Annotated in this window: 23 protein-coding genes; 9 read left to right on the top strand and 14 right to left on the bottom strand. The window is 46.0% G+C overall.

Features of this window, described 5'->3' with window-relative positions; translation table 11 throughout:
• The first annotated feature begins 61 nt into the window (after positions 1-61).
• Genes asd through AC0J2X_RS16040 form a run of 3 tightly spaced genes read left to right on the top strand, consistent with a single transcriptional unit; the run spans position 62 to position 2,613 of the window.
• Positions 62-1,009 (top strand): archaetidylserine decarboxylase, encoded by a 948-nt coding sequence (gene asd / locus AC0J2X_RS16050; protein ID WP_039231034.1) that lies wholly within the window; start codon positions 62-64, stop codon positions 1,007-1,009.
• A gap of 3 nt (positions 1,010-1,012) precedes the next feature.
• Complete coding sequence (locus AC0J2X_RS16045; protein ID WP_472996195.1) at positions 1,013-1,888, top strand: DMT family transporter; 876 nt, start codon at positions 1,013-1,015, stop codon at positions 1,886-1,888.
• Between the two features lie 32 nt (positions 1,889-1,920).
• Entirely contained in the window at positions 1,921-2,613 is a 693-nt protein-coding gene (locus AC0J2X_RS16040; RefSeq protein WP_462586125.1) for a glycerophosphodiester phosphodiesterase, read from the top strand.
• A 123-nt stretch (positions 2,614-2,736) separates the two neighbouring features.
• Here the strand turns inward: AC0J2X_RS16040 and AC0J2X_RS16035 are convergent, their stop codons facing one another.
• From AC0J2X_RS16035 to AC0J2X_RS16025, 3 genes are all read right to left on the bottom strand, one after another.
• A complete protein-coding gene (locus tag AC0J2X_RS16035; protein ID WP_014948073.1) occupies positions 2,737-3,165 on the bottom strand; it encodes a MerC domain-containing protein in 429 nt (142 codons plus the stop codon).
• Between the two features lie 156 nt (positions 3,166-3,321).
• The gene (locus AC0J2X_RS16030; RefSeq protein ID WP_472996215.1) at positions 3,322-4,212 is read right to left on the bottom strand and encodes a divergent polysaccharide deacetylase family protein; all 891 of its coding nucleotides are present in this window, start codon (positions 4,210-4,212) and stop codon (positions 3,322-3,324) included.
• A gap of 141 nt (positions 4,213-4,353) precedes the next feature.
• A complete protein-coding gene (locus AC0J2X_RS16025) occupies positions 4,354-5,517 on the bottom strand; it encodes a murein hydrolase activator EnvC family protein (protein WP_239300298.1) in 1,164 nt (387 codons plus the stop codon).
• A gap of 253 nt (positions 5,518-5,770) precedes the next feature.
• Between AC0J2X_RS16025 and AC0J2X_RS16020 the strand changes: the two genes are divergently transcribed.
• The 4 genes from AC0J2X_RS16020 (at position 5,771) to gpsA (ending at position 8,083) form a co-directional block, all read left to right on the top strand.
• Entirely contained in the window at positions 5,771-6,196 is a 426-nt protein-coding gene (locus AC0J2X_RS16020; protein WP_014948070.1) for a rhodanese-like domain-containing protein, read from the top strand.
• Between the two features lie 12 nt (positions 6,197-6,208).
• A complete protein-coding gene (gene grxC, locus AC0J2X_RS16015; protein ID WP_014948069.1) occupies positions 6,209-6,469 on the top strand; it encodes a glutaredoxin 3 in 261 nt (86 codons plus the stop codon).
• A gap of 62 nt (positions 6,470-6,531) precedes the next feature.
• Positions 6,532-7,041 (top strand): protein-export chaperone SecB, encoded by a 510-nt coding sequence (secB, locus tag AC0J2X_RS16010; protein WP_014948068.1) that lies wholly within the window; start codon positions 6,532-6,534, stop codon positions 7,039-7,041.
• A gap of 10 nt (positions 7,042-7,051) precedes the next feature.
• The gene (gene gpsA / locus AC0J2X_RS16005; protein ID WP_462586079.1) at positions 7,052-8,083 is read left to right on the top strand and encodes an NAD(P)H-dependent glycerol-3-phosphate dehydrogenase; all 1,032 of its coding nucleotides are present in this window, start codon (positions 7,052-7,054) and stop codon (positions 8,081-8,083) included.
• A 90-nt stretch (positions 8,084-8,173) separates the two neighbouring features.
• Here the strand turns inward: gpsA and AC0J2X_RS16000 are convergent, their stop codons facing one another.
• The 8 genes from AC0J2X_RS16000 to AC0J2X_RS15965 all read right to left on the bottom strand — a co-directional run bounded on the left by AC0J2X_RS16000 (position 8,174) and on the right by AC0J2X_RS15965 (position 17,196).
• Positions 8,174-8,566: a hypothetical protein gene (locus tag AC0J2X_RS16000; protein ID WP_039231040.1), complete on the bottom strand. Its 393-nt coding sequence runs from the start codon at positions 8,564-8,566 to the stop codon at positions 8,174-8,176.
• 159 nt (positions 8,567-8,725) lie between these two features.
• Positions 8,726-10,135: a TolC family protein gene (locus AC0J2X_RS15995; protein WP_462586081.1), complete on the bottom strand. Its 1,410-nt coding sequence runs from the start codon at positions 10,133-10,135 to the stop codon at positions 8,726-8,728.
• Between the two features lie 4 nt (positions 10,136-10,139).
• The gene (locus AC0J2X_RS15990) at positions 10,140-12,110 is read right to left on the bottom strand and encodes a MacB family efflux pump subunit (protein WP_462586083.1); all 1,971 of its coding nucleotides are present in this window, start codon (positions 12,108-12,110) and stop codon (positions 10,140-10,142) included.
• Between the two features lies 1 nt (position 12,111).
• On the bottom strand, positions 12,112-13,290 hold the full coding sequence (locus tag AC0J2X_RS15985; protein ID WP_207198711.1) for an efflux RND transporter periplasmic adaptor subunit: 1,179 nt from the start codon (positions 13,288-13,290) through the stop codon (positions 12,112-12,114).
• A 172-nt stretch (positions 13,291-13,462) separates the two neighbouring features.
• Positions 13,463-13,927 carry a tRNA (uridine(34)/cytosine(34)/5-carboxymethylaminomethyluridine(34)-2'-O)-methyltransferase TrmL gene (gene trmL / locus AC0J2X_RS15980; RefSeq protein WP_069943632.1) on the bottom strand — a complete coding sequence of 155 codons (465 nt, stop codon included), beginning with the start codon at positions 13,925-13,927 and terminating at the stop codon, positions 13,463-13,465.
• Between the two features lie 152 nt (positions 13,928-14,079).
• Complete coding sequence (locus AC0J2X_RS15975; RefSeq protein ID WP_039231048.1) at positions 14,080-15,057, bottom strand: alpha/beta fold hydrolase; 978 nt, start codon at positions 15,055-15,057, stop codon at positions 14,080-14,082.
• A 64-nt stretch (positions 15,058-15,121) separates the two neighbouring features.
• The gene (locus AC0J2X_RS15970; RefSeq protein ID WP_014948060.1) at positions 15,122-16,483 is read right to left on the bottom strand and encodes an ATP-binding protein; all 1,362 of its coding nucleotides are present in this window, start codon (positions 16,481-16,483) and stop codon (positions 15,122-15,124) included.
• Entirely contained in the window at positions 16,483-17,196 is a 714-nt protein-coding gene (locus tag AC0J2X_RS15965; RefSeq protein WP_039225152.1) for a response regulator transcription factor, read from the bottom strand. Before AC0J2X_RS15965 ends, AC0J2X_RS15970 begins: the two co-directional genes overlap by 1 nt.
• 256 nt (positions 17,197-17,452) lie before the next feature.
• Between AC0J2X_RS15965 and AC0J2X_RS15960 the strand changes: the two genes are divergently transcribed.
• Complete coding sequence (locus AC0J2X_RS15960) at positions 17,453-18,334, top strand: Spy/CpxP family protein refolding chaperone (RefSeq protein ID WP_039225068.1); 882 nt, start codon at positions 17,453-17,455, stop codon at positions 18,332-18,334.
• A 54-nt stretch (positions 18,335-18,388) separates the two neighbouring features.
• Here the strand turns inward: AC0J2X_RS15960 and AC0J2X_RS15955 are convergent, their stop codons facing one another.
• Together AC0J2X_RS15955 and AC0J2X_RS15950 are read right to left on the bottom strand one after the other, a co-directional pair.
• Entirely contained in the window at positions 18,389-19,642 is a 1,254-nt protein-coding gene (locus tag AC0J2X_RS15955; RefSeq protein ID WP_462586087.1) for a flagellar assembly protein T N-terminal domain-containing protein, read from the bottom strand.
• Positions 19,643-19,647: 5 nt separating this feature from the next.
• On the bottom strand, positions 19,648-20,397 hold the full coding sequence (locus tag AC0J2X_RS15950) for a flagellar basal body L-ring protein FlgH (RefSeq protein WP_014948056.1): 750 nt from the start codon (positions 20,395-20,397) through the stop codon (positions 19,648-19,650).
• Between the two features lie 161 nt (positions 20,398-20,558).
• Between AC0J2X_RS15950 and AC0J2X_RS15945 the strand changes: the two genes are divergently transcribed.
• Positions 20,559-21,515 (top strand): hypothetical protein, encoded by a 957-nt coding sequence (locus AC0J2X_RS15945; RefSeq protein WP_462586089.1) that lies wholly within the window; start codon positions 20,559-20,561, stop codon positions 21,513-21,515.
• Between the two features lie 53 nt (positions 21,516-21,568).
• On the opposite strand, the gene AC0J2X_RS15940 is transcribed toward AC0J2X_RS15945, so the two are convergent.
• Entirely contained in the window at positions 21,569-21,979 is a 411-nt protein-coding gene (locus AC0J2X_RS15940) for a methylglyoxal synthase (RefSeq protein ID WP_014948054.1), read from the bottom strand.
• Positions 21,980-22,525 lie beyond the last annotated feature (546 nt).

Genomic DNA, 22,525 nt, shown 5'->3' with positions numbered 1-22,525 from the left:
GATACAATAACGCTATCTATGCAATGCGTTATTGCTTGCATAAAAGAAACGGAGATATTTTGTGTTAGATTGGCTTAAAGTTAATTTACAATACGTTACACCAAAGCACCTGCTTTCACGCCTTGTAGGCAAACTTGCAGAAGCAGAAATGGGTAGTGTTACGACATTTTTCATCAAGGCGTTTATTAAGCAATACAACGTTGATATGTCAGAAGCGCTGCATGAGGAACCAGAGCATTATAGAAGCTTTAATAAGTTCTTCACCCGCCCGCTTAAACCTGAAGCCCGCACCATTGACGAAAACGATGACGTACTTATCCATGCTGTTGACGGTACGGTAAGTCAGTTTGGCGATATCCATAGCGACAGTATTTTTCAGGCGAAAGGCCATGACTTTAGCCTAACTACATTATTAGGTGGCAAGCCTGATGTAGCTGCGCCATTTAAAAATGGTAAGTTTGCTACCATTTACCTTGCCCCTCGTGATTATCACAGAATTCACATGCCTGTTGAGGGCACGCTTACTGATATGCTGTACGTGCCGGGCGAACTTTTTTCGGTAAATCCTCTTACAGCACAAAATATTCCAGGTCTGTTTGCACGTAACGAACGTGTTGTGGCGCTGTTCGACACGCCTGTGGGCAAAATGGCAATGGTGCTTGTAGGCGCTACCATTGTGGCAAGTATTGAGACAGTTTGGGCTGGCACGGTTACGCCACCTGCGGGTAAAAATGTTCAGCACTGGTCATATGAAAAAGACAGTGAAGCAGCAGTTTTCCTTGAAAAAGGTGCGGAGCTAGGCCGCTTCAAGCTAGGTTCGACCATTGTGGTGTGTTTCGAAAAAGACATGATTGATTTTGAAGACCTCGCCCCTGGTATGGTCACACGCCTTGGTGAGCCTATGGCGCTTAAATCAACCGCACAGGCTACCGCTAAAGATACGCACGTTAGCGATGAAACAGCCAGTGACGAAAAGAGCGAGGCTTCGTCAGAGGGCGCTGACAGCTAATTTATGGATGCTGTTAAAAAAAGCCTGATCTCACTTCATTTCACGGTAATTTTACTTGGTGGTACAGCCCTTTTCTCTCGGCTTGTACCACTTAGCGCCAGTGATATCACTCTTGTTCGTTCAGTATTTGCCTGCATAGCGTTGTTTGCCTTTTTGAAATTGGCGAAGAACAAAATAAAGCTGAATTCAAAAAAAGACTACGGCGTTGCCCTCGGTTTAGGCGTGCTGATGGCATTGCACTGGGTCACCTATTTTGCCGCCATGCAATATGCTGGGGTGTCTGTTGGCATGATTGCCCTTTTTACCTTTCCTGTAATCACGGTACTTATCGAGCCTTTCTTTGAGCGGGTAAGGCTGGTCTGGCAGGATATCGTATCTACCGTTACGGTGGTCGTTGGCGTTTATTTAATAGTGCCAGAGACATCACTGGAAAATGACATTACCCTTGGCGTTCTGATCGGTATTGCCTCCGCCATCTTGTATTCGTTTAGAAACCTTATTCATCGTAAGCACTTTAAGCACTACAGCGGTGCGCAAGCCATGGCGTGGCAGACCTTGGTTATCAGCATTCTAATGTTGCCGGTAGGCAGTGCAGCAATAACCTCAGCGTCTACCAGTTCTTGGCTAATGCTATTACTTTTAGGCACTGTATTTACTGCGCTTCCTCATGCACTTATTGCTGCGAGCCTACGTCACCTTAGGGCAAAAACGTTTTCGCTTATAGCCTGCATGCAGCCTCTTTATGGCGTTTTCCTTGCTATTATTTTTCTTAACGAAAAGCCTGGTTTAAGTGCGTTGTTAGGTGGAATTCTTATTACCTCAGCGTCAGTTTATGAAACGCTCAACACGCATAAGTTGCATAATGCAAAAGATGATTAAGCCGTGTTGTGATCTTTAAGGAAGAAATGTCTATGCTCATTTTTGCTCACCGAGGTGCCAGTAAAGCCGCCCCAGAAAACACAGTAAAGGCATTTAAACTGGCTTTCGAACAACGTGCCGATGGCATTGAGTTTGATACCTATCAGCACGAAAGCGGCATTATTGTTTTTCACGATAGAACACTTACGCGCAGAGCACGGGAATCCGGCTATTTACTTGACGTACCGTGGCAATCCCTTACAGAAATGGACATTGGGGATGGAGAGCGCATACCGACCCTGACCGAAACACTGAATTGTGTTCCAAAAGACAAGTGGTGCAATATTGAGATAAAACACTTACGCGACGTAGACAGATGGGTTAAAGACGTTAAAGCGGCGTTACAGCAAAGCGGCATTAATGCTGATAAGCTACTTATCTCTTCATTTAACCATCACTGGCTTCAAGCTATTGCGCTTAGGTGGCCCGAAGTGAAGATCGGCGCCTTATCTGCAAGCTACGAGCTTGACTGTACGGCAAGCGCCCGGGCTCTGAACGCTTATTCCGTAAACATTGCATTAGACGCCGTTGATAAGCAGTTTGTGCAAACGGCGCAGAAAGACGGATTTGACGTATTCGTTTATACCGTAGATGAGCCGAGAGACATGCTTATGCTTAAAGAGTGGGGAGTGACGGGCATATTCACTAACGTGCCCGATGTAGCGCTTAATGTGTTGTCGCATTAAACCCTACTTTTTCAGTGCGAAAAGTCTGTAGAGCGCGTATCTGATACAGACTCACACTATAAAAAAAACGAGCCATTGGCTCGTTTTTTTTGGAATGCTTTTTATGAAATGCAGCTTAGTTGACTACTTAAATTCAGTTGAAAGGTGGTCTGAAAACACCGTATTCTTGCAGCACTTACATTGTCTACACAATCGCATATTCACCCAGTGGCCGGCTACAATTAGCGCTGCACCTATCGCGATGGTAAAGGGTTCGTAGTGATGCCCAAAGATATCTTTGTGCCAATAGATAGCGCCACCCGTAAACAGCAGTGCCAGCGGGTAGTATTTGCCATGATAGCGAATTGCACCGCTAACCAAGGCGACCGCACCTACAATTAACGAAAAAGTTAATATCGTTCTTTCAAACCACACTTGTGCAAAAAAGCTAGAACCGATCAGCGGCAGCAGAGGCACCAAAACAGGTAGCGCGAGGCAATGCAACGCACACAAGCTCGACACCCAAATGCCAAGTTTGTCTAGTTTTGTTGGATTCTCGTCAATTGGAGTCATTACCCTAATTACCACCGTGAAAAAATGAGTTCGCGAACTATTCGCCAGAGACGTTATATTATAACAGACTCACAGAAATGAGAAACGTTCCCACATTAAATTTTGATCTTAACGAGATGAAAATGAACTAACTACGTATAAAATGGGGAAAAAAAGCTATTCGTTTGGCGCTGTACTTAAGCGCTCAGCAACGCCTTTTTCTGCGGAGCTGTGCATTAGCCCACTGCTGTGTAAGGCATTTTCTTCGGTCATGCTTACCTTGCTATCCTTCACATCGGCGTTATTGAGCGAAGCCGTTTGATCGCGCTCTTTACCAAACTGCTTGGCCACTTTCGGCGCATGTGAAAAATAGTCGGTTACTGAGGTAAGGGTTAAACCTTCTTTTTCAAGTGAGGGTATATGAGTTTTCAAGAAATCGACGGTTTCTGGGTGGGGATGACCAATCACCACAACGTGACCATTCTTTTTAGCAATACGTTTCATGTGGTTGAACTGCTTAAGTAAGAATGCAGGCTCAAGCTTATGGTCCAGAAACACCTGTCTGCTTGCGCTAGGCACACCTAACCGCTGCGCAATTTCTTCACCTTTTGTGAGTACCGTGGTTCGGCTATCCACAAAAAATAAGCCTTGGCGCTTCACCTCTTTTAAGAGCGCTTCCATTCCTTTTTGCTGCCCCGTGAACGCACTTCCCATATGATTATTCACACCAACCGCGTTCGGCACGCTCTTCATTGCCTTTCGCAAATTGTAAGTAATGGCACCTGCGAACATGTCAGTGGTTAACCCAAGGGGCCCCATGTTCTTTCCACTTTGCGCCTGCATAGGCATATGCAGCATAACGGCCCTGCCTTCTTGCTCAGCGCGGAGCGCAATTTCAGAAGCCAGCGGCGTTTGCGGAAGTATAGAAAAGGTAATTTCTTTAGGGAGAGAAAAAGCAGCGACATCGGACGGCCTGTATCCCAGGTCATCTAATATTATAATTATGTCTGACTTTGCTTTTACTTGAAGGCTAGTTAGCCCGCATAAAACAAAGATTATACAAGGCATTAGCAGACGCAAAAGCATCTAAGTCACATCCGTTTTTCATCATTATTATTGAGCGCACACTACACAATGCTGTGTTTTTTATAGAATACCAACAACTGATTCAGTTTCAACTTAGTTTCTGAAAATCTAAAATTAACCTGCCTAGTCTAGCCAAGAGCTTGGATTTAGCGCCTTGCCTTTATGACGAATTTCAAAGTAAAGGTTAGGATATTCCTGACCACCACTTCGGCCCACAAGGGCTATGCGTTCACCTTGCCTGACATCATCGCCAGCTTGCTTGAGTAACGCTTGGTTGTGACCGTAAACACTCATATACCCTTCGCCATGATCGACAATAGCGACCAGACCAAATCCGCGCAACCAATCGGCGTACAACACTTTTCCAGGCGCAATGCTGTTTACAGGGTCGCCCTCGGCACCATCTATCACAATGCCTTTCCAAGACACTTGACCTTGGCGGCGACTACCAAATAAGTTTCGTATTCTGCCTTTTACAGGCGCTGCCAGCTTACCTTTTAATTTGGCAAGTCCATCCATACTCACTTCGGCTTCACGGGCAGCCCGTTCTGCGGCAATCCGCGCAGCTTCAATAGCGTCTTTCAGCGCTTTTTCATCAGCTTGTAGTGACGCAATACGCTGGTTTTCAGAGGCTATGGTTTTGTTTATTTTCTTAAGCGTTGCTTTTCTATCGTCCTGGCGGGTTATAAGTACTGCTCGCTGACCTTCTTGCTCATCTTTCAAAGCGGCAAGTGACAAGGCTTTTTCGCTAAGCTCTGCGTTAACTTCTTCAAGCCTAGCAACATTGCCCCTAAAGCTCTCAATCTCTTTTTGGCGCGCTTTTGCCACGTATTGATAATAGGTGATGACACGCTCGAACGTTCGCGCGTCATCTTGGTAAAACAGCATTTTCGCGTAGTCGTAATGCCCCGCCATAAATGCACTTTTAAGCTGGCTCGATAAAAGTGACTGCTGTTTACGGATAGCGGTTTTAAGCCCTTCTTGTTCTTCTTCTAGCTTCGCTTGTTCTTGCTCAATGTTTTTAAGTGACTGTCGGGTGCTGGATAGTGCTTTCGCCACTTTAGCGATTTCGAGTTCAGAGGCCTTCAGCACATTTTCTAATTCCTGTGCACTGGCTCTATTGTTCTCTAATACTTGCTGTCGAGCGCGCAGTTCGGCCTGTAACTCAGCTAATTTTTCTTTTTGACTATTCGCACCGTCTTCTTGTGCAATAGCACTACTTCCAATCGGCATAATTGCAAGGGCAACTATGCACCCAATGATTGAAAGAAATAATCGTACTGACATACGTGCGCCTAGAACCTTAACTTTTTCATTGATGACTTAATGTGTTTCATCGTTGCTGTTAACAACGTTTTCCAGTGTATCTGACGCTCCTCCATATGCCCAGTGCAATTTGTTCGTAATATCAATCATCTAAAGTATTTAGCGCAAACCCGCTATGACTGACATTCATCATACTGAAAGGTAAGCTGGTTTCTCGCCCATTTTTCTATATACTTTGCACTCTTTTCATGGTCTGTAGACAGGGTTAGAGGTAATGGATCAACTAATTGAATTTGCTAGCAACAACTTTATTCTTGCTGGTATTTGGGTTGCGCTGATTGCCATGTTGATATTTAGCTATATCAGTGCATGGACATCTTCAGTAAAAGAATTGAGCACGCACGAAGCAACGGTTTTGATGAATAAAGACGATGCGATAGTGCTAGATACACGCCCTGCGAAAGAGTTTAAAGCTGGCCATATTTTGGGTGCCAGACAAATTAAACCTGAAGAGTTGCGTGAGAAAAACTTCAAGAAACTTGAAAACAGTAAAGACAAACCCATTATCGTAGTATGCGCTATGGGTAATCAGGCTCGTGGTACAGCAAATGCGATGCTTAAAGACGGCTTCGCGAATGTGAGTGTATTAAAAGGCGGAATGAACGCGTGGCAAAGTGCCAGCCTTCCCGTTTCTAAATAACAGGTAACCTTTATGAGCAAAGTAGAACTTTACACCAAGGGCCACTGCCCTTACTGCCACCGTGCAAAAGCATTGCTAACGCAAAAAGGTGTAGAATTTATTGAATACCCAATAGATGTTAAGCCTGAACTGCGCGACGAGATGATTGAACGCGCAAACGGCGGCTGGACTGTTCCGCAAATTTTCATTGACGATCAGCACGTTGGTGGCTGTGACGATATGATGGCTTTGGAAGCACAAAGCAAACTAAATCCAATGTTGGGTTTGGCGTAAAGCGTCAGCGCATACAGCAACGCACTACATTAAATTAAAACGACAATTAAATAGGAAATACCATGGCTGACGAAAATCAGACAAATAACGGCGAAGCAGCGGGCGCACAAGCGCAACAGAGTGCTCAGTTCAATATTCAGCGTATCTACACAAAAGACATTTCTTTTGAGTCTCCAAACGCGCCAGCTATTTTCACTAAAGAGTGGAAGCCTGAAATTAAACTAGACATCGACACTAGCACTAACAAGCTAGAAGAAAATGTATTTGAAGTTGTACTTTCAGTTACCGTTACGGCAACACTTGGTGAAGAAACAGCATTCCTTTGTGAAGTGCAACAAGCAGGTATCTTCGCTATTGGCGAAATGCCAGACCAAAACAAAGCGCACACGCTGGGCTCGTTCTGCCCGAACATGCTTTTCCCATATGCGCGTGAAACCATTTCTAACTTGGTTAACCGTGGAACATTCCCTCCACTTAACCTAGCGCCTGTAAACTTCGACGCTATCTTTGCAGCTTACGTGCAAAAACGTGCACAGCAAGCGCAGGGCGAAGCGCCAAAAATGGACGCCTAATTAGGTGAACATGAAAGGCGTGGACATGAAGTCGCATTCGGTTTCAGAGTCTGTTTCAGTATTAGGGGCGGGGTCTTACGGCACCGCCCTTGCTTTTTGTCTTGCCAGAAATGGCAACCCCACACTGCTTTGGGGCCGTGATGAAAAGCACATTGCCGAAATGAAAGCGAACCGTGAGAATGCTCGTTATCTTCCAGGCGCAACATTTCCAGATGCCCTAGTGGTAAATGCCAACTTAGAAGAAGTGGTAGCCGCCAGCAAAGATATTTTAGTGGTTGTACCTAGCCATGCATTTGCGGCTATGCTTCAAAGCTTAAAACCATTGCTTAAACCGCATCAACGCATTATTTGGGCGACCAAAGGACTTGAGCCAAAAACGGGCCGTCTGCTTCGCGATGTGGCAGAGGAAATACTGGGTACCGACTATCCCCTAGCCGTGTTATCAGGCCCTACTTTTGCTAAAGAAATGGTAGCAGGCTTACCTACTGCAATTTCGCTGTCTTCCACTGACGATACGCTGAGTGACGAATTTGCAGCAAAGCTGCATTGCGCAAAGTCGTTCAGAGTATACAAAAACTCAGACTTTACTGGCGTTCAGCTTGGTGGTGCGGTTAAAAACGTTATCGCTATAGGCGCGGGCTTAGCCGATGGCCTTGGCTTTGGTGCAAACGCGCGAACGGCGCTGATCACCCGAGGTTTAGCAGAGCTTACCCGTTTGGGCGTGAAGTTAGGAGCCAACCCAGAGACCTTCATGGGCATGGCAGGCCTTGGCGATTTAGTTTTGACTTGCACCGACAATCAATCGCGCAATCGTCGCTTTGGGCTGGCTTTGGGTCAAGGCAAGAGTGTCGATGTTGCTATTGACGAAATCGGACAAGTGGTTGAGGGATATCGCAACACTGAAGAAGTGCACATTTTATCAAAGAAAGTAGGCGTAGAAATGCCTATTTGTGAACAAATTTATGCTGTGCTTTATCACGGAAAATCCCCTAAAGAGGCGGCCTTAGCTCTGCTTGGTCGAGACCTCAAAAAAGAAGCCTAGTGAATACTTGATGGTTTTTGCTTAGTAGCAAAAACCATCAGCCTCTTAACGCCCCACTATTCCTATCTTTTCCAGCTTGTTAACCTGAATTTAGCGGCCTTCTCTTACCACGATCACTTTAGTGTTGTCGTGATATCTAGCGTGACTGCGCTTGTGGTGCTTCACTTTTTTCACCTTTTTGTAGGGTGAATCGACAACCACATAGCGATTCCCATGCTTGCGATAGTAATGATTATTAGCAACGTAATAACGATGATTGTCGATAACCTCTACCCTATGCGCACCTGGCAAGACGTTAACGTACAGGCCAATTTCAGGAACGCTTATGGCTACGTCAATAATCGGACGAGCAGGTTGCGTAATAATAGTGACCCTTTCATTCGCCCCTCTATTCGAGTGAGAATGATGACCTGAATGGGCGCTTGCTTGCCCTGCAATCATTAAGCAAACGCCGGTGATAATACTCAGGGTAATACGTTTCATAATGCTTCTCCAAACTCATTCGTACATGTTCACAGGCTATATTAATGAGTGAAGCTGAACGAAACCTGACTCAGACAGGATTTATACCAATCCTTACAAAACGCACAAAAAAGCCCTGTTCACAGGGCTTTCGTATTGCTGCTTGAGAAAATCTAAATGCTATGGCGAAGTGATGTCGGCGCCTGCGCTTTCTCTGTAGGTGGCAATGACAGAAGAGAGTACGGCTTGATAATTACTGATCACAGATTGCCTAGCCGAGAAAAAGCTACGTTGAGCATTAAGCAAATTCAGAAAGTCAGTGTCACCGGCTTTGTAGCGAATATCCGCAAGACGATAAAGCTGCTGATTGTTCTCGAGCGAGGCTAACGCGTAGCGGTAGTTTTGTTGATTGAATACCAAGTTAGTTTGGCTATTTAACAACGCTTCTATCGCGCTAAGCACCGTCTGCTGATACTGTAAAATCGCCAAGTCAACATCCGTTTTTGCAGCCTTCTCTGCAGCTTCTAACCGTCCCCCGTCGAACAGGGTTGCTGCTGAGCTTACTGCTGCGCCTAAGGTCCACCCTTGCGCTAAATCTAAAAGATCACTCACACCAATATCTGCACTTAAGCTCATGCCTGGAAGACCTGCCACTGACGCTTCGTAAAACGCTAAATCAGCCTGCTTAAATTGCGCTATAGCTAACTGAACATCTGGACGCTGCTTCAATACCTCAGCGCTTAATATAGGTGCCACTTCGGGCAGTGAGAAATCGGTTAGCGAAAGGGAAAGCAGCGCTTTTTGTTCAGGCGTATTAAATTGCATAGATTCATTACCTAACAATACCGCTAATGCCCGCTCATTAAGCGTTAAACTATTGCTCAGTCGCAGCACCTCCGACTGAGCACTGATCAAGGTATTGCGCTGTTGGGAAACCTCAATACCTGAGGTATCCCCCTCTTCAAAGCGAATTTGAACTAGGTTTAGCAGCGCTTCGCTAATCTCAACGTTTTGCATCGCAATAGACAGCCGCGACTGCAGTGAAATCTGCTCAAGAAGGGTATTTATAAACAACGCCTGGGTGTCTAACAGCGCATCGGTAAACTGATACTGTGCAGTATCGATACCTAACTTACGACTGCGCTGCTGAGCTTCTCGTGTACCCCATATGTCCGCGTCATAACTCAACCCCAGTCCACCTGAGGTAGAGTGGCTTGAACGGCCACTATCTAGGTCTCTTCCACTGCGTCCAGATGTCCTCGCCGTTATAGTCGGAACGTCACCTGCATTAACTTGTGCTAATAGAAATTGCGCTCGTTTTACCCTCTGCTCGGCTTGATTAAGGGTTAAATTTTGGCTTTCAAGCGTCTTCATAACGGGCGCAAGTTCAGCCACCTCGAACACCTTCCACCATGATGTTGTTATTTGACTAGTCGCGTCCACAGACTTCGCTTTTTGTAGCGCCTGCGTGTCAGTTTCGGGCAACGTTGTAGAAGGTGAATAAGCGCAGCTTGCGGTCAGCACGATACAAGAGAACGCGCACAGTAATGAACGAGCGGCAAGAGGCACAGAAAAACGAAAAGAATGCATGGCGTTACTCCTCTGCCAACGCGTCAATGGGATTAAGCTTTGATGCTTTTTGAGCAGGGGCATAACCAAAAATGAGCCCTACAGCGAGAGATGTGACAAAAGCCAAAACGGGCGGCATTAGCGTGTAGGCGACAGGCACACTGAATGAAGCAACGATAAGGACAACAAAATAGCCCAGAAGAATGCCGAAGATACCACCCAAGATACACACTACCCATGCCTCGATATTGAACTGGCGCAATATATCGCGAGGTTTTGCGCCTGTGGCGATGCGTAGTCCAATCTCCCTCTTACGCTCAGATACGTTGACCAGCATGATATTCATTACACCGATACCGCCAACAAACAAAGATATGGCAGCAACAGACGCCAAGAGCCAAGTTAACGTGTCTTGCGTTTCCGTGACCGCCTCTACCAGTGACTCTGTGGTACGCACCATCACGTCTTCTTGTCCGTGACGTTCTACCAACAGTGCCAACACATCGTCTTTTACCTGAGTGGCTACTTCGGTACTTTCTGCCTTTATGGTAATGCTGCTTAAGTAATCCCGACCAAATACCTTCAAACGGCCAGTTGTAACCGGAATGAGCACTTCGTCATCCATATCGTTTCCACCCGCACTGGCGCCTTTAGAATGAAGTACACCTACGACCTGATAAAAGGCATTTTGCATCAAGATGTACTCGCCTACTGCCCGATATTTATCTTCAAACAGGGTCTCAGCTACCGTATCTCCAATTACCACCACCGGTGCATAATTTGTTACGTCTTCATCGCTGAAAAACACGCCCTGCGCCATTTCCCAGTCTTTAGCATGAAAGTAATCAGGTGTGGTGCCTGTAATACGTCCTGAAAAATCGTTTTCGCTGTAGCGGATGGTTGCCCTTGCACTTCTTTCCGGCGCGACATAAGCCACACCCGGAACACTTTTCAATGCAGAGGCATCGGCTAGTGTCAGCGATGCAATATCTCCGGATGAGCGCATGTTTCGTCCACCCGGCCTAATCGAAATCAGGTTCGTGCCAATGGTTTCAATGCGCTCAAGTACCTGCTGTTTACCTCCCTCACCGATGGCCATCATGGTCACCACTGCCGCTACTCCAATAATAATTCCCAAGAGAGTGAGCAAGGTTCTAAACCAATTCATTCTAAGGGCAGTGAACGCCATAGATAGGGCTGAAAAAAGTGAGATACTTGGAAAAGGTTTGATTGCCGGTACCGGCGTGGGCTCTTGAGAATGTACGTGCTGCACTGAAGCCGTATTCTTTTCAACTGATTCACTTGTGCTAGGCGCAGCGGTTTTGGTATCTGTTACAATTTTCCCATCAAGTAAGTGTATTTGCCTGTCGGCATGTTCAGCAACTGCACTATCGTGGGTGATAAGAATAATAGTCACCCCTTCTGCGTGTAGCTCGCGAAGCAATGCCAGTAACTGCTCTCCGCTGGCCGAGTCAAGCGCCCCCGTGGGCTCGTCGGCTAGTATTACTTCTGCACCATTAATTAAGGCTCGCGCTACCGAGACACGCTGTTGTTGGCCACCTGAAAGCTCTCCGGGTTTGTGCTCTTTTCTGCTTGAAAGGCCAAGTTTATCGAGCAGCTGTTGCGCTTTTTGAGTGCGATCTTCGCTAGACGTACCGCTGTATATTGCTGGCAGTGCCACATTTTCAGTCGCATTTAGCGACGACAGTAGCTGATAGCGTTGGAAAACAAACCCGAACGTTTTCAAGCGAAGGGCAGAAAGTTGATCGGGATTTAGCGAGGATACTGACTGTCCGTGGATACGGTACACCCCTTCTGAAGGGGTGTCTAAACACCCTAGGATATTCATCAAGGTCGACTTACCCGACCCCGACTGCCCCATAATGGCGACAAATTCACCCTTATCGATTGATAACGAAACGTTATCCAATGCGGTGACTTCAAAGCCTTCTGTTTTGTAGCGACGTGATACGCCATTAAGCTGTATTAACGACATATTAGAATCCGTCACGGCGGCGCGGTGGGCCTGATGGCGGCTGCCCACCCGGAACTCTGCGCATGCCCGCGGCCGGCATTGCGGTGCCGTCTGCTAGACCCACAACCACTTCATCACCTTCTGATAGGCCTTCTATAATTTGAATATGGGTTCTATTTTTTATGCCTACTTTTACTGGCGTGCGAACCACCTCATCGCCCTGTTTAAGCATCACGAATTGATTGCGAGCTCGTCCTTTTACTGCCGCTAACGGCACAGAAAGCGCGCCTTTCACCTGCTCTTGCACAAAGAACACTTGGGTAGTCATAGCGTCCATTAAAGTGCGATCAGGATTCTCAACATCGATTAGCACTTGGTATAGCACTACGTCATTAAGTACAGTGGGTGTAGGTAGCACTTGACGAACGGTAGAGTGGTAGAAGGTTTTGTTATCGCCCAAGGTAGAGAAATAGACTGGCATGCCGCGCTTTATTTTCTGCACATCGGCTTCAGACACTTCTGCGCGTAGGGTCATTACTGATAAATCGGAAATTTGAAGCAACACGGGGGCGTTTTGATTAGCATTCAGGGTTTGCCCCTCACGCACCGGTAAGGTGGCTACAGTTCCGGATATTGGCGCGAATATCTTTGCAAACCCGAGCTTAGTAATATCCCCTTCCAGCGAGGCTTCGTCGGCTTTAATCTGTGCGATGCTCGCCGTGATCTTGGTATCGATAACTTTAAGGTTTGTATCGCTGCTTACGACTACATCTTGGCTGACTGCATTTTGCTTAAACAAATTTTGATTGCGTTGCGCTCTCACTTCGGCGAGTTCTCTCTCTGCCCGCAGCTGAGCCAGCTGTGCTTTTTTGCTGTCCAGCGCCGCTTGAGAGTTCTGTACTTGTGTTTCAAATACACGGGCATCGATCTCTACCAGCAAATCGCCTTCTTTAACAATATCCCCCTCTTCTACGTGAATATTGTCTACCTGACCTGAAACCTGCGCGCCTACCTCTACGTAGCGCTTGGGCTCAAGCTGACCTGTAGACACCAAATTTAATTCGATGTCTCGTATCTTTGCACCTTGAAAGAGATATTCGGTATTTGTCTGAGGTGAGTATAGCCATGCATAAACAGCATAAGCGGGCACAAACACAATAATTGCAATGAGCAGTACTTTAATGGGTAGAGGGAGTTTCAAAGCATTCGATCCATAAAAAAAACTGAATGCAATATAGCGAATGTAAAGATTCGCCACGAGAGACAATCTTTACATTTACGCTATCTTTACAGACATTTTTAAAGGCTGAATAAGCTTTTGATTTGAATGATTAAAAGAGTTTTTAGCAAAACAGTAAGCGTTGAAGAAAGTACTAACGAGCACCCTCGTAACCAAACTGACGCCAGCTTTCATACACAAATACCGATACTGCATTAGACAAGTTCATACTACGACTGTCTGGCAACATAGGGATGCGAACACGCTGCTCTGGGGGAAGCGATTGAATATAGTCGTCTGGTAAACCTCGGGTTTCCGGTCCGAAAATTAACGCATCGCCTTTTTGATAAGACACATCGCTGTGAAATGCTTTGCCTTTCGTTGTGCAAGCGAATACCCGTTTTGGCTTAGCATCATTTAGGTAAGCGTCTAAATTGGCGTGGCGCTTTACGTGAGCAAACTCGTGATAATCTAAACCTGCGCGTCGAACGCGTTTATCGTCCCATTCAAAGCCCAAGGGCTCGATTAAGTGCAACATAAAGCCACTGTTTGCGCATAAGCGGATGATGTTTCCCGTATTTGGCGGGATCTCTGGCTGATAGAGTACGATATCGAGCATGCTTTTTTAAATTACCTTCACAGTTAACAACTCGTTTATTTTATACCGAAACGCCATTCTTCATCACCCTTGCACACACTTTTATTACCAGTGAAATAGAAAGCGCTGCTCTTAAGTACGATCACCAAACTAAATGTTAGCTGCGGCTGCACTTATGTAGACGAGTCTTCTGTCAAAAAGTCGAGAATACGCGCCACAGAGCGCTCGCGAATGTCGTCAGACTCGGTGAATAGCTCATGGTAAGCGCGGGGCACTATTTCAAGTTTTGCATTTGGCATAAGCTGCGCCACGCGGCGTTGACGGTTATTATCAATAATCGCGTCATCGTCTGCACTTAATACAAGCGAGGGCGTTGTAATAGCGCGTGCGCTACTTTCAATTTTGTTCATAGCCTGATGTGCCGCTGCCAACCACTCTGTAGTCACGCCACCAAGCTGAATATCCTGCTCTTCGTCATACAGTTCACGAAATAGGGCATAGCGGGTTTTGCTGTGGGTGAGCTTATTAAGTGAAAAAGGAAACGCGATATAAGGGGTTTGACCAAAAAAGTACCCCGCATCTTTCTTTTTCATCCTGTTTACCGCAAGGCCTGTGCGAATTAAGCCATTCGCCAACCAATTGGGCAGAGCGGGTTTAATGCCAAACATGGGTGAAGCTAAAACGGCTTTTGAAAACAAATTCGGAAGACGCAGCAGCGTGAGTGCACCAATGGCGCCCCCCATCGAATGGCATACCAGCTGTAACGGGCCTTGCTGCAGTGGCTTTACAATAGTTTCTACGAACATAACGAAGTCATCAACGTAGTCGTCAAAATCGGCAACATAACCATGCTGAGGGTCACGGGTCATCCTGTCTGACAAGCCTTGGCCTCTGTGATCTAAGATGAATACGGCGAAACCATTTTGATAGAGATCGTAAATGAACTCTTTGTACTTTAAATAAGATTCGATTCGACCAGAGCATATTACAATGGTAGCTCGCGGCGATTCTGGGATACAGTGCGCAAAGCGTACCTTGATATTGTCTTTCCCAGAGAAGTGGCCCTGAGTAACACTGTTTTGCCAGAAGGGATTGATATACGTGGCAAAAGTGCTGGCTAAGTTATTTTCAGACGTGAACGTCCAGTTCATAAATACCCTATTACAGTCAAATTGCGCTCTTTGTTAGGCTACGGAGTGCTATCAACGTTCCCAATCATAACTTCGGAAATGACATAGTAACTCGTAGCCCACCGCGCTCAGCAGGTTCAGCGATTATGCGACCATGATGCAACTCAACTGCCGCTTTTGCAATGGATAACCCCAAGCCTACACCACCAGACTCACGCTCTCTGGCAAGAGTTGCCCTGTAAAACGGTGAAAATATACGCTCACATTCCTCAATGGTTAACCCGTCGCCGTCATCTGTAATGTGAATACACCAATGCTGCGCATCTTCGCTAAACGCAATATGCGTGACGAGTTTGCTATGGCGTATGGCATTGCGAAGAACATTCTCGACAGCGCGACAAAACATCATGCTGTCAATGACTACCGTCTTTTTGGGTATATCGTCAATTTTTAGCTGCTTGTTTTTGTTTGCCACTTCAAAGTTAGCGTCGGTAAGCACATCGTTGAGTACTAAAGACAAAGCGTGTTTTTGCATGTTGGCTTCGCCAGCTTCAGCACGACTAAGAGTAAGTAATTGGCTTACCAGCGCTTCCATACGATCAGCCTCCCGCTCAACACGAGATAACGTGGCAGGGTCTACATTTTGCTGATGGGCAAGACCTAGCGCCATTTGCAGTCGCGCTAGGGGTGAACGAAGTTCGTGAGACACATCGGCCAATAATCGCTTTTGTGCGCCCCACATTGATTCGAGCTGTTCAGCCATTTTATTGAAATCGCGCGCCAACTGACCTAACTCATCCTGACGCTTGGCAGCCTTGCCCACCCGCGTTTGCCAGTCGCCGCTTGCTAAACGTTTTGCTGAACCCTGAATGTGCAAAATAGGGTTGGTCAGCGTTTTGGCGAATAGCCAGCTCAAAAGCGTGGTAGTAATAAGTGCAATCGCCAAAAACAGCAGAACCGGAGGAGTTTGCTTTTCGGGCATATCTAGCTTTACCGCAAAAAGCGCAAAGCGTGAATTGTCTCGCTCGAAGAAAACCGGGCCGAGAATTTTGAATGCGCCGCGCTTTACTGCAATCGGGGAGGTTTGATTTACCAAACGCAGTAAATCTTCTTTATCGTTGTCACGAAGCGGAGGGCCTCCACCTGAAATAAGGCGGTTGTCGCGAATATCTACCGCAACCAGTCGACCTCTCACGCCACGTGAATTGCGATCTAGCGTCTCATGTAACGGTAGGTCCTGAAAGCGCCCACGCTGCATCCGCTCAATGGCTTGATTTAAATCTTCTACTTCGCGAGGCTTTATTTGCACAACTTGAAGGTCTTCAAAAAAGAGGCGACTTCCCCAAATGGCCAAAAGCGATGTAACAATGAACGTTGCCCAAAACCACAGAAACAAACGGCCCATGATGGCCCGCGTTGGGCTGATGCTGCGTAACAGTTTTACCATTAATGGCTTCCAACAATTAACATGTACCCTACTCCGCGGATGGTTTTTATTTTTTCATCTACGGCTACTGCACTGATTTTCTTTCGCAGATTGCTAACATGCATATCAATGCTTCTGTCAAAAGCTTGCAGTGGCTTACCGAGTATCTTTAAGCTTATTTCTTCTTTCGTTACCCGCTGAGCGGCATTTAGCATTAGTAAGCGCAAAATTAAAAACTCAGTTGTGGTTAGCGTTAATTCCACATCGTCTACTTTAGCGAGCTGGCTACTTGGGCTTAAAAAGATGCCATTCACAAATAAATCTTGTTCCACCGCTCCTCCCGTTGAGGAAAGATTATGACGACGCACAATCGCTTTTATTCGCGCCACCAGCTCACGATGGTTAAACGGTTTCGGTAAATAATCATCGGCGCCCATTTCCAGACCTAAAATGCGGTCGTAATCATCGCCTCTTGCTGTCAACATAAGTACAGGCGTGCTATGGCTGACACGAAGTTTTTTCAACACATCGAAGCCATCCATCTTTGGCATCATCACATCCAATAAAATAAGATCGTAATGTCGTCCAGATACAGCTTCAGATAACCCTTCTTCGCCGTCGTTACGCACTTGCACTTGATAACCCATACTCGACAGGTACGTGGAGAGCATTTCAGTTAGCTCAAGGTCATCATCAATAACAAGGATAGACTGCAAATGAAAATCTGAACTCATGGTATTAAACTCTTTAACGGTTGGAACTGCTGACCTTTGATTCATGAAAGTGCCTGTAATTTTTATAAACTTCAACCTGCGCTTGTGGTGAGTCTTGTCTAAATTAAACGAAAAACACTGACAAACGCATACTATATCTTTTCAGACCTTTACAATTACAAAACGGCATCACCTTTACAGAAGCTTTACAGTGTGTTGACTGCTTTTTGTATTTATCGCGCTAGGATTAACGTGTCCGAACAAAAAGGAGACGACAATGAAAAAGTTATTAATTGCTAGTGCAACTGTAGCGGCGATTAGCTTAGGGGGACTTGCGTTGGCTCAGCCAGCAGGCCCTGGTATGCGTCACCACGAACCGGTTAAAGAAATTGTTAAACACCTTCGCGGTTTAAGCTTAAGCGACGCACAACGCGAAGAGATAAAAACACTCATAAGCGCATTTAAAGACGCTAACCCTCGACCTGAAAATCACGATAGTGAGAAGCCAAGTTTCGATTTTGAAACTGCTTCTGAGGCACAAATCAGCACCTTTATACAAACTCAACTTGAAGAGCGTGAGTCGAAACACTTTGCGCTTGCGCAACTACGCCACAATATTTTTAACGTGCTAAGTGAAGAGCAGCAAGCGAAAGTCTTGGCACGCGAAGAAAGTAGAGATCAAAAAAGAGCGGCGAGAGGCGATAAGCGACGCAACGCGTCTGACGAGCAAAAGTCACAATTTGCAAAACGTATGGATGATGAAGGCAAAGGCAAAAAATTCCGTGGTCACGGTAAAGGTGAAAGAGGCGACAGAGATCACCAGCGGGATGGCACGCCGTTTAAAGGCATTGACCTGACCGATGATCAGCTGGCAAATCTTGCTGAACTTCGTGAATCATTCAAGGATACATCCAAAGCCAATAGAGAAACGTTGCGAAGCTTCAAGGAAGCCCAGCGCGATCTGATTAGAAGCTCGTCTTTCTCACAAGACTCTTGGAACGCTCTTGTTGCCCAGTACAAAGACGACCTTGTCAGTGCTGGTGTTGAAAAGGCCAAACAGCGCCAGGCCATGTTTGCAGTACTAACGCCTGAACAGCAAGCTGAGTTAAAAGCGCAGCGCGAAGAAGGTCGAAAGCTACGTGACTTACTGCGTTCTTAGTATTCAGTAACACCCTAACCCACCGTAAAAAGTGCTGGCCTTGGCCAGCCTTTTTTATGGCTGGCTTCCAACCTGCTGACTTTCTTTTAAACTACGTTTCGCCGAGAGAGTTAACGGCGTGACAAAGTCACCAATATGTACGCTATCACTACCTGACTCCGCTTTAAGCAAGCTGACGTCATCAGAAACTTCGTACACCTGCAAAGTCAAAGTCTTCGTTGAAAACAGTCCCGGCTTTCTTGATAAGCCCAACGCAGGCAGCGCCCGTTGCTTAACCAATGAAAACTCATCGCCCACGGCTAACCCACTATTTTTACCCAGATCTATAGCAATGTAGTCAGGCGAGATATCAATGACCTGCGCATAAGTCGTTTCGCACTGAAGTGCCGCGTGAATGTCAGTAATAGCAGCGTGTACCGTATTGAGGACCATGCGCCCAAAATCACTGCGCCACAACAAGCTGTTGCTCATATCCACCGAATAATGTTGAGAAAAGGGCCAATCGGCCTCGCTGTGATAGCTATCATTAAAAATCACCTTGGCTTTGAAAGTGTCGAGCACGTAAACCTGAACGGTAAAATTCCGGCGAAGCGCGACACCATCAGTTTCAAATACCGAGGTAGCCTGCGACACCTGTTCGAAAAGAGAAATGTCCTTTACAAACCCGAATACCACGAACTGCTGCCCATATTCACTTCGCAGAAAAGTCGACATAGTCGTTAAATCAATGTCTGACAGACTGGAGGTTAACCAGGTGTTAGCGTTAATAAGAGAAACAGGAATCTGGCTTACATCTCCACTTTGATAAAGACCGTTGAGTTGCTGAGCAAATCGTTGAGACACGTGGCTGCCAAATGAATAGAGCATGCCAGTCGCGGCCTGTTGAGGCGATGTTAAAGGAAATTCGGTCACTAAAATGCGATGGGCAAGTCCGTTGTTAGTGCAATTGAACAGAGGCGTAATGTTTACATTCACCACCACTGTAAGCGCGTCATCTTTGAGTGTTTCGCTTATGATCTCTACTCTTTGAACTCTGCCCTGAGAACGAATTTCGGCTTTGCTGGAAAGGAGTAGCCCGTCTACCGTGATATCCTGCGCGGAAATGGTACTGCCACTGCGAAAAGCCGCATCAGCAATAGCATTTTGTATGGCGCTGGTTCTCACGTCGCTAAGTTCTGCGCCAGCGAGTGCCATCGTAGCTTCACCCTGTACCCATTGAGCCCATGCGTGCTGAGTAACCAAAGAAGGAAGTAGTACCAGCACAGCAGTAAGACTGATGCGTAAGCTTGGCAAAATAGTGCCTTTCATAGCGCTTATCCAAATATTGAAAACAGCTTGCCAATCACTGTTCGCTGCTGATTATCTTGCAGCTCACCCGTACCGCTATACTCAATTAATGCGTTGCCGACTTTTGAAGACAATACGGTATTACTTTCATCCACATCTTTTTTTCTGACCTCTCCTGAAAAGCGAATGTATTCTTTTCCTCTGTTCATCGTTATCCACTTTTCACCCGTTACCAGTAAATTCCCTGCCGGCGTTATTCCCGTAACATACACGGTAATGCTGCCACTCATCGAATTTGACTGCTTAGTTTTAGCAGAGCTGGCGAACTCACTGTCCTGTTCGTGCTCCACCTCAACGTCATCTTCGTCAATTCGAATTCCCCCCACTTTTAGTGTGACGGGAGACAAATCAAAGGATGTGTTTTTATCTGTATTAAAATCGAGCGACTTCTCCGACTGCGTCTGTTCTTCAAGCTTAACTAGAATCATGTCGCCCACTTTGAAGCTTGCGTGGCGTTCATAAAGCCCTACAGAGTGCTCAGGATTAAATAGCGACCCCGTGGGTACATGCAAGGTCGACGTTGGCTCCATCCTAGGGGGGGAGTAACGGGGATCGCCAGGCGACGGCTCTTCCTCAACAGGCTTTACAGCTCGTTGCGACACATTTGGGTTGGTAGGGCTACTTTGAACAACCTGTTCTTCGTCAGTGAGTGTTTGGGCACAACCACCAAGTGTAAAGATTGCGATTAGTGTGTGTATATGGCATCGAACTTTCATGACATTGCTCAGTATTAGTTTTTATGCAGTGTGTAAATTAAGTGCCATCCATGACCTAACGGGAGCAAGTGTAAACGAACAAATTAAAAGAAATCTCGTTCACTTGACTTATTTGCAAAACCTTTACAAATCAAATATATGCCTGCGGGTAAGGGGATGTTATGGCCTTAGAAAACACAACAACTAACACTGCTGAAAATGGCGTCAGCGCACTACTTTCAAAATTTGGTTTACATACTGCTGACATTGAAAATAAATCGGCAAATTCAACAGAAGTAGCCAATGAAGCGGCAACCAGCGGCCAGTCTTTGCCGTCTTTGTTCGCATCGTTACTCGCAATAGAGAATCAACCGAATGAAGCTGATGCAATCGACAGCAAAATATCAGGCGAAGCTAATCTCTCAACACAATCTAATATACTTACCGGCACAGCCAGCGATGTTCAAGGCGCATTATCTTTGCTTTCTGGTACGAGTAGCGTCAATGGGGTTTTATCAGATGATGCAATTGCCACCATGCAAGGCACGCTGTTAAATGCATTGCAAAACGATGTATTTCAATCGCTAGTTACCAACAATGATACGTCCGTAAATGCTACTACTAGCGTTCTGGGAAATGGTGATAGCAACACGGCTGCCAATAATCAAAGTGATACTACTCCAACACTCTTCGATAATTTGTATTCCGGCGCTTTCGGAGACGATGGGCTTGATCTTAAAGACGGATTTGATGCGTTAAACATTGCAAATCACCTACCCATAGTTTCGGATATTTATGAAGCAACCACGTCAAATCACACGGCCGCGGCAGCAAGCTTGGCGGGAAGTTTTTTATATGGCGGAATAGGCGGATTAATGTATAACGCTATCGATTTGACCGTAGAGAATGTGACAGGACAAAGCATCTCAAACAATATGTGGTCGATGGGGCAGTCTTTACTCGCGTCAGTTTTTAGCAATCCAAGCATCGACAGTAAGGTAAGTGCTAATATTTCAGGTGCGCCACAAACGCAGGCGAGTGATGCCACCGCATCTATTCAGACTGATGATATAACCGCCGAAATAACCAACAAGGCAGCAGATGCTGCCTACCAGTTCGTTCAACGAGGTTTCAATTAACCTAAAGACCACCTTCTGCCCACCAAACTACAAGGCCGTTGATTTAACCAATCTTAAAAATTCGGTTTAACTGGCTTGTAGTCGGGTGACAGAAAAAGCGGCGACGTTATTACTAAGTCAGCTGTGGCGGGTGTGCAGGCAACTGGCACATTCCATACCGAACACAGTCGTAGCAGCGCTTTAACATCAGGGTCGTGAGGCGCTGGGTTTAGCGGATCCCAGAAAAAGAAAAGTGCATCTAGCTTGTTCTCAGCGATGAGTGCTCCTATCTGCTGGTCGCCACCAAGCGGGCCACTTTTGTAGCGCGTAACTTCTAGCCCCGTTTCATTGGCAATTAAACCGCCTGTTGTGCCTGTTCCCACTAAATTACACTGTTTGAGCACATCAATGTGCTGCTTAACCCAAGCAAGTAGCTCAGGCTTTTTATGATCGTGCGCAACAAGCGCCAAGGTAAGTTTGCCCATTTTATTTTCCGAGTTAATCCTAACAACCAATACTCACGGCCACTGTCGACATACGGTAACAATTTACCAGCTTTGCATGGTTAGACACTGTAACTAGTCATATCAAGCATTAATGATGAACGACGTGCATTACTGGTAAACATTTCCACTCAACCATATCGTACAGTGAGTATAAATATTCAGTTCTATTGCGTAACTTGTCAACTTACTGTCACAACTATAAATATATTATTAGTTATATTTTTTGTGGCGTAGTCGCCGCAACCACCCAATAAAATATTTATACATTTTTATTGCATAAACATTCAGATTAGATACACTAGTCGACGGTTAAAGCATCCAACTCATAATTTTGAGTTGCGACTTGATAGGAATTGATGATGACACAACCAACTCGCGTTGTTGGTTCAACCACTGGCAACGATAAAGAGTTTACCTCTCCCCTGGCTGGCTACACGATGCATAGCGTACGACGATGCGTGCGCCTTTCTATGCTTTTGCGGTAGCACACTTTTTACCTTTGTAATGTGGTAGCGGTTAGGCAAG

This window comes from Alteromonas sp. R7 (assembly GCF_055755235.1).
Note: the sequence above shows the minus strand (reverse complement) of the source record. Positions and strands in the feature narration are given on the sequence as shown.

Coding starts and splice junctions, on each gene's coding strand:
- AC0J2X_RS15955 (WP_462586087.1), bottom strand. CDS start 19,642: ATGAAAGGCACTATTTTGCCAAGCTTACGCATCAGTCTTACTGCTGTG.
- AC0J2X_RS15995 (WP_462586081.1), bottom strand. CDS start 10,135: ATGCATTCTTTTCGTTTTTCTGTGCCTCTTGCCGCTCGTTCATTACTG.
- AC0J2X_RS15960 (WP_039225068.1), top strand. CDS start 17,453: ATGAAAAAGTTATTAATTGCTAGTGCAACTGTAGCGGCGATTAGCTTA.
- AC0J2X_RS16020 (WP_014948070.1), top strand. CDS start 5,771: ATGGATCAACTAATTGAATTTGCTAGCAACAACTTTATTCTTGCTGGT.
- AC0J2X_RS15975 (WP_039231048.1), bottom strand. CDS start 15,057: ATGAACTGGACGTTCACGTCTGAAAATAACTTAGCCAGCACTTTTGCC.
- AC0J2X_RS15945 (WP_462586089.1), top strand. CDS start 20,559: ATGGCCTTAGAAAACACAACAACTAACACTGCTGAAAATGGCGTCAGC.
- AC0J2X_RS16045 (WP_472996195.1), top strand. CDS start 1,013: ATGGATGCTGTTAAAAAAAGCCTGATCTCACTTCATTTCACGGTAATT.
- AC0J2X_RS15965 (WP_039225152.1), bottom strand. CDS start 17,196: ATGAGTTCAGATTTTCATTTGCAGTCTATCCTTGTTATTGATGATGAC.
- AC0J2X_RS16025 (WP_239300298.1), bottom strand. CDS start 5,517: ATGTCAGTACGATTATTTCTTTCAATCATTGGGTGCATAGTTGCCCTT.
- grxC (WP_014948069.1), top strand. CDS start 6,209: ATGAGCAAAGTAGAACTTTACACCAAGGGCCACTGCCCTTACTGCCAC.
- AC0J2X_RS15940 (WP_014948054.1), bottom strand. CDS start 21,979: ATGGGCAAACTTACCTTGGCGCTTGTTGCGCACGATCATAAAAAGCCT.
- AC0J2X_RS16030 (WP_472996215.1), bottom strand. CDS start 4,212: ATGCCTTGTATAATCTTTGTTTTATGCGGGCTAACTAGCCTTCAAGTA.
- AC0J2X_RS16035 (WP_014948073.1), bottom strand. CDS start 3,165: ATGACTCCAATTGACGAGAATCCAACAAAACTAGACAAACTTGGCATT.
- AC0J2X_RS15970 (WP_014948060.1), bottom strand. CDS start 16,483: ATGGTAAAACTGTTACGCAGCATCAGCCCAACGCGGGCCATCATGGGC.
- AC0J2X_RS16040 (WP_462586125.1), top strand. CDS start 1,921: ATGCTCATTTTTGCTCACCGAGGTGCCAGTAAAGCCGCCCCAGAAAAC.
- trmL (WP_069943632.1), bottom strand. CDS start 13,927: ATGCTCGATATCGTACTCTATCAGCCAGAGATCCCGCCAAATACGGGA.
- gpsA (WP_462586079.1), top strand. CDS start 7,052: ATGAAAGGCGTGGACATGAAGTCGCATTCGGTTTCAGAGTCTGTTTCA.
- AC0J2X_RS15990 (WP_462586083.1), bottom strand. CDS start 12,110: ATGTCGTTAATACAGCTTAATGGCGTATCACGTCGCTACAAAACAGAA.
- AC0J2X_RS15950 (WP_014948056.1), bottom strand. CDS start 20,397: ATGAAAGTTCGATGCCATATACACACACTAATCGCAATCTTTACACTT.
- AC0J2X_RS16000 (WP_039231040.1), bottom strand. CDS start 8,566: ATGAAACGTATTACCCTGAGTATTATCACCGGCGTTTGCTTAATGATT.
- secB (WP_014948068.1), top strand. CDS start 6,532: ATGGCTGACGAAAATCAGACAAATAACGGCGAAGCAGCGGGCGCACAA.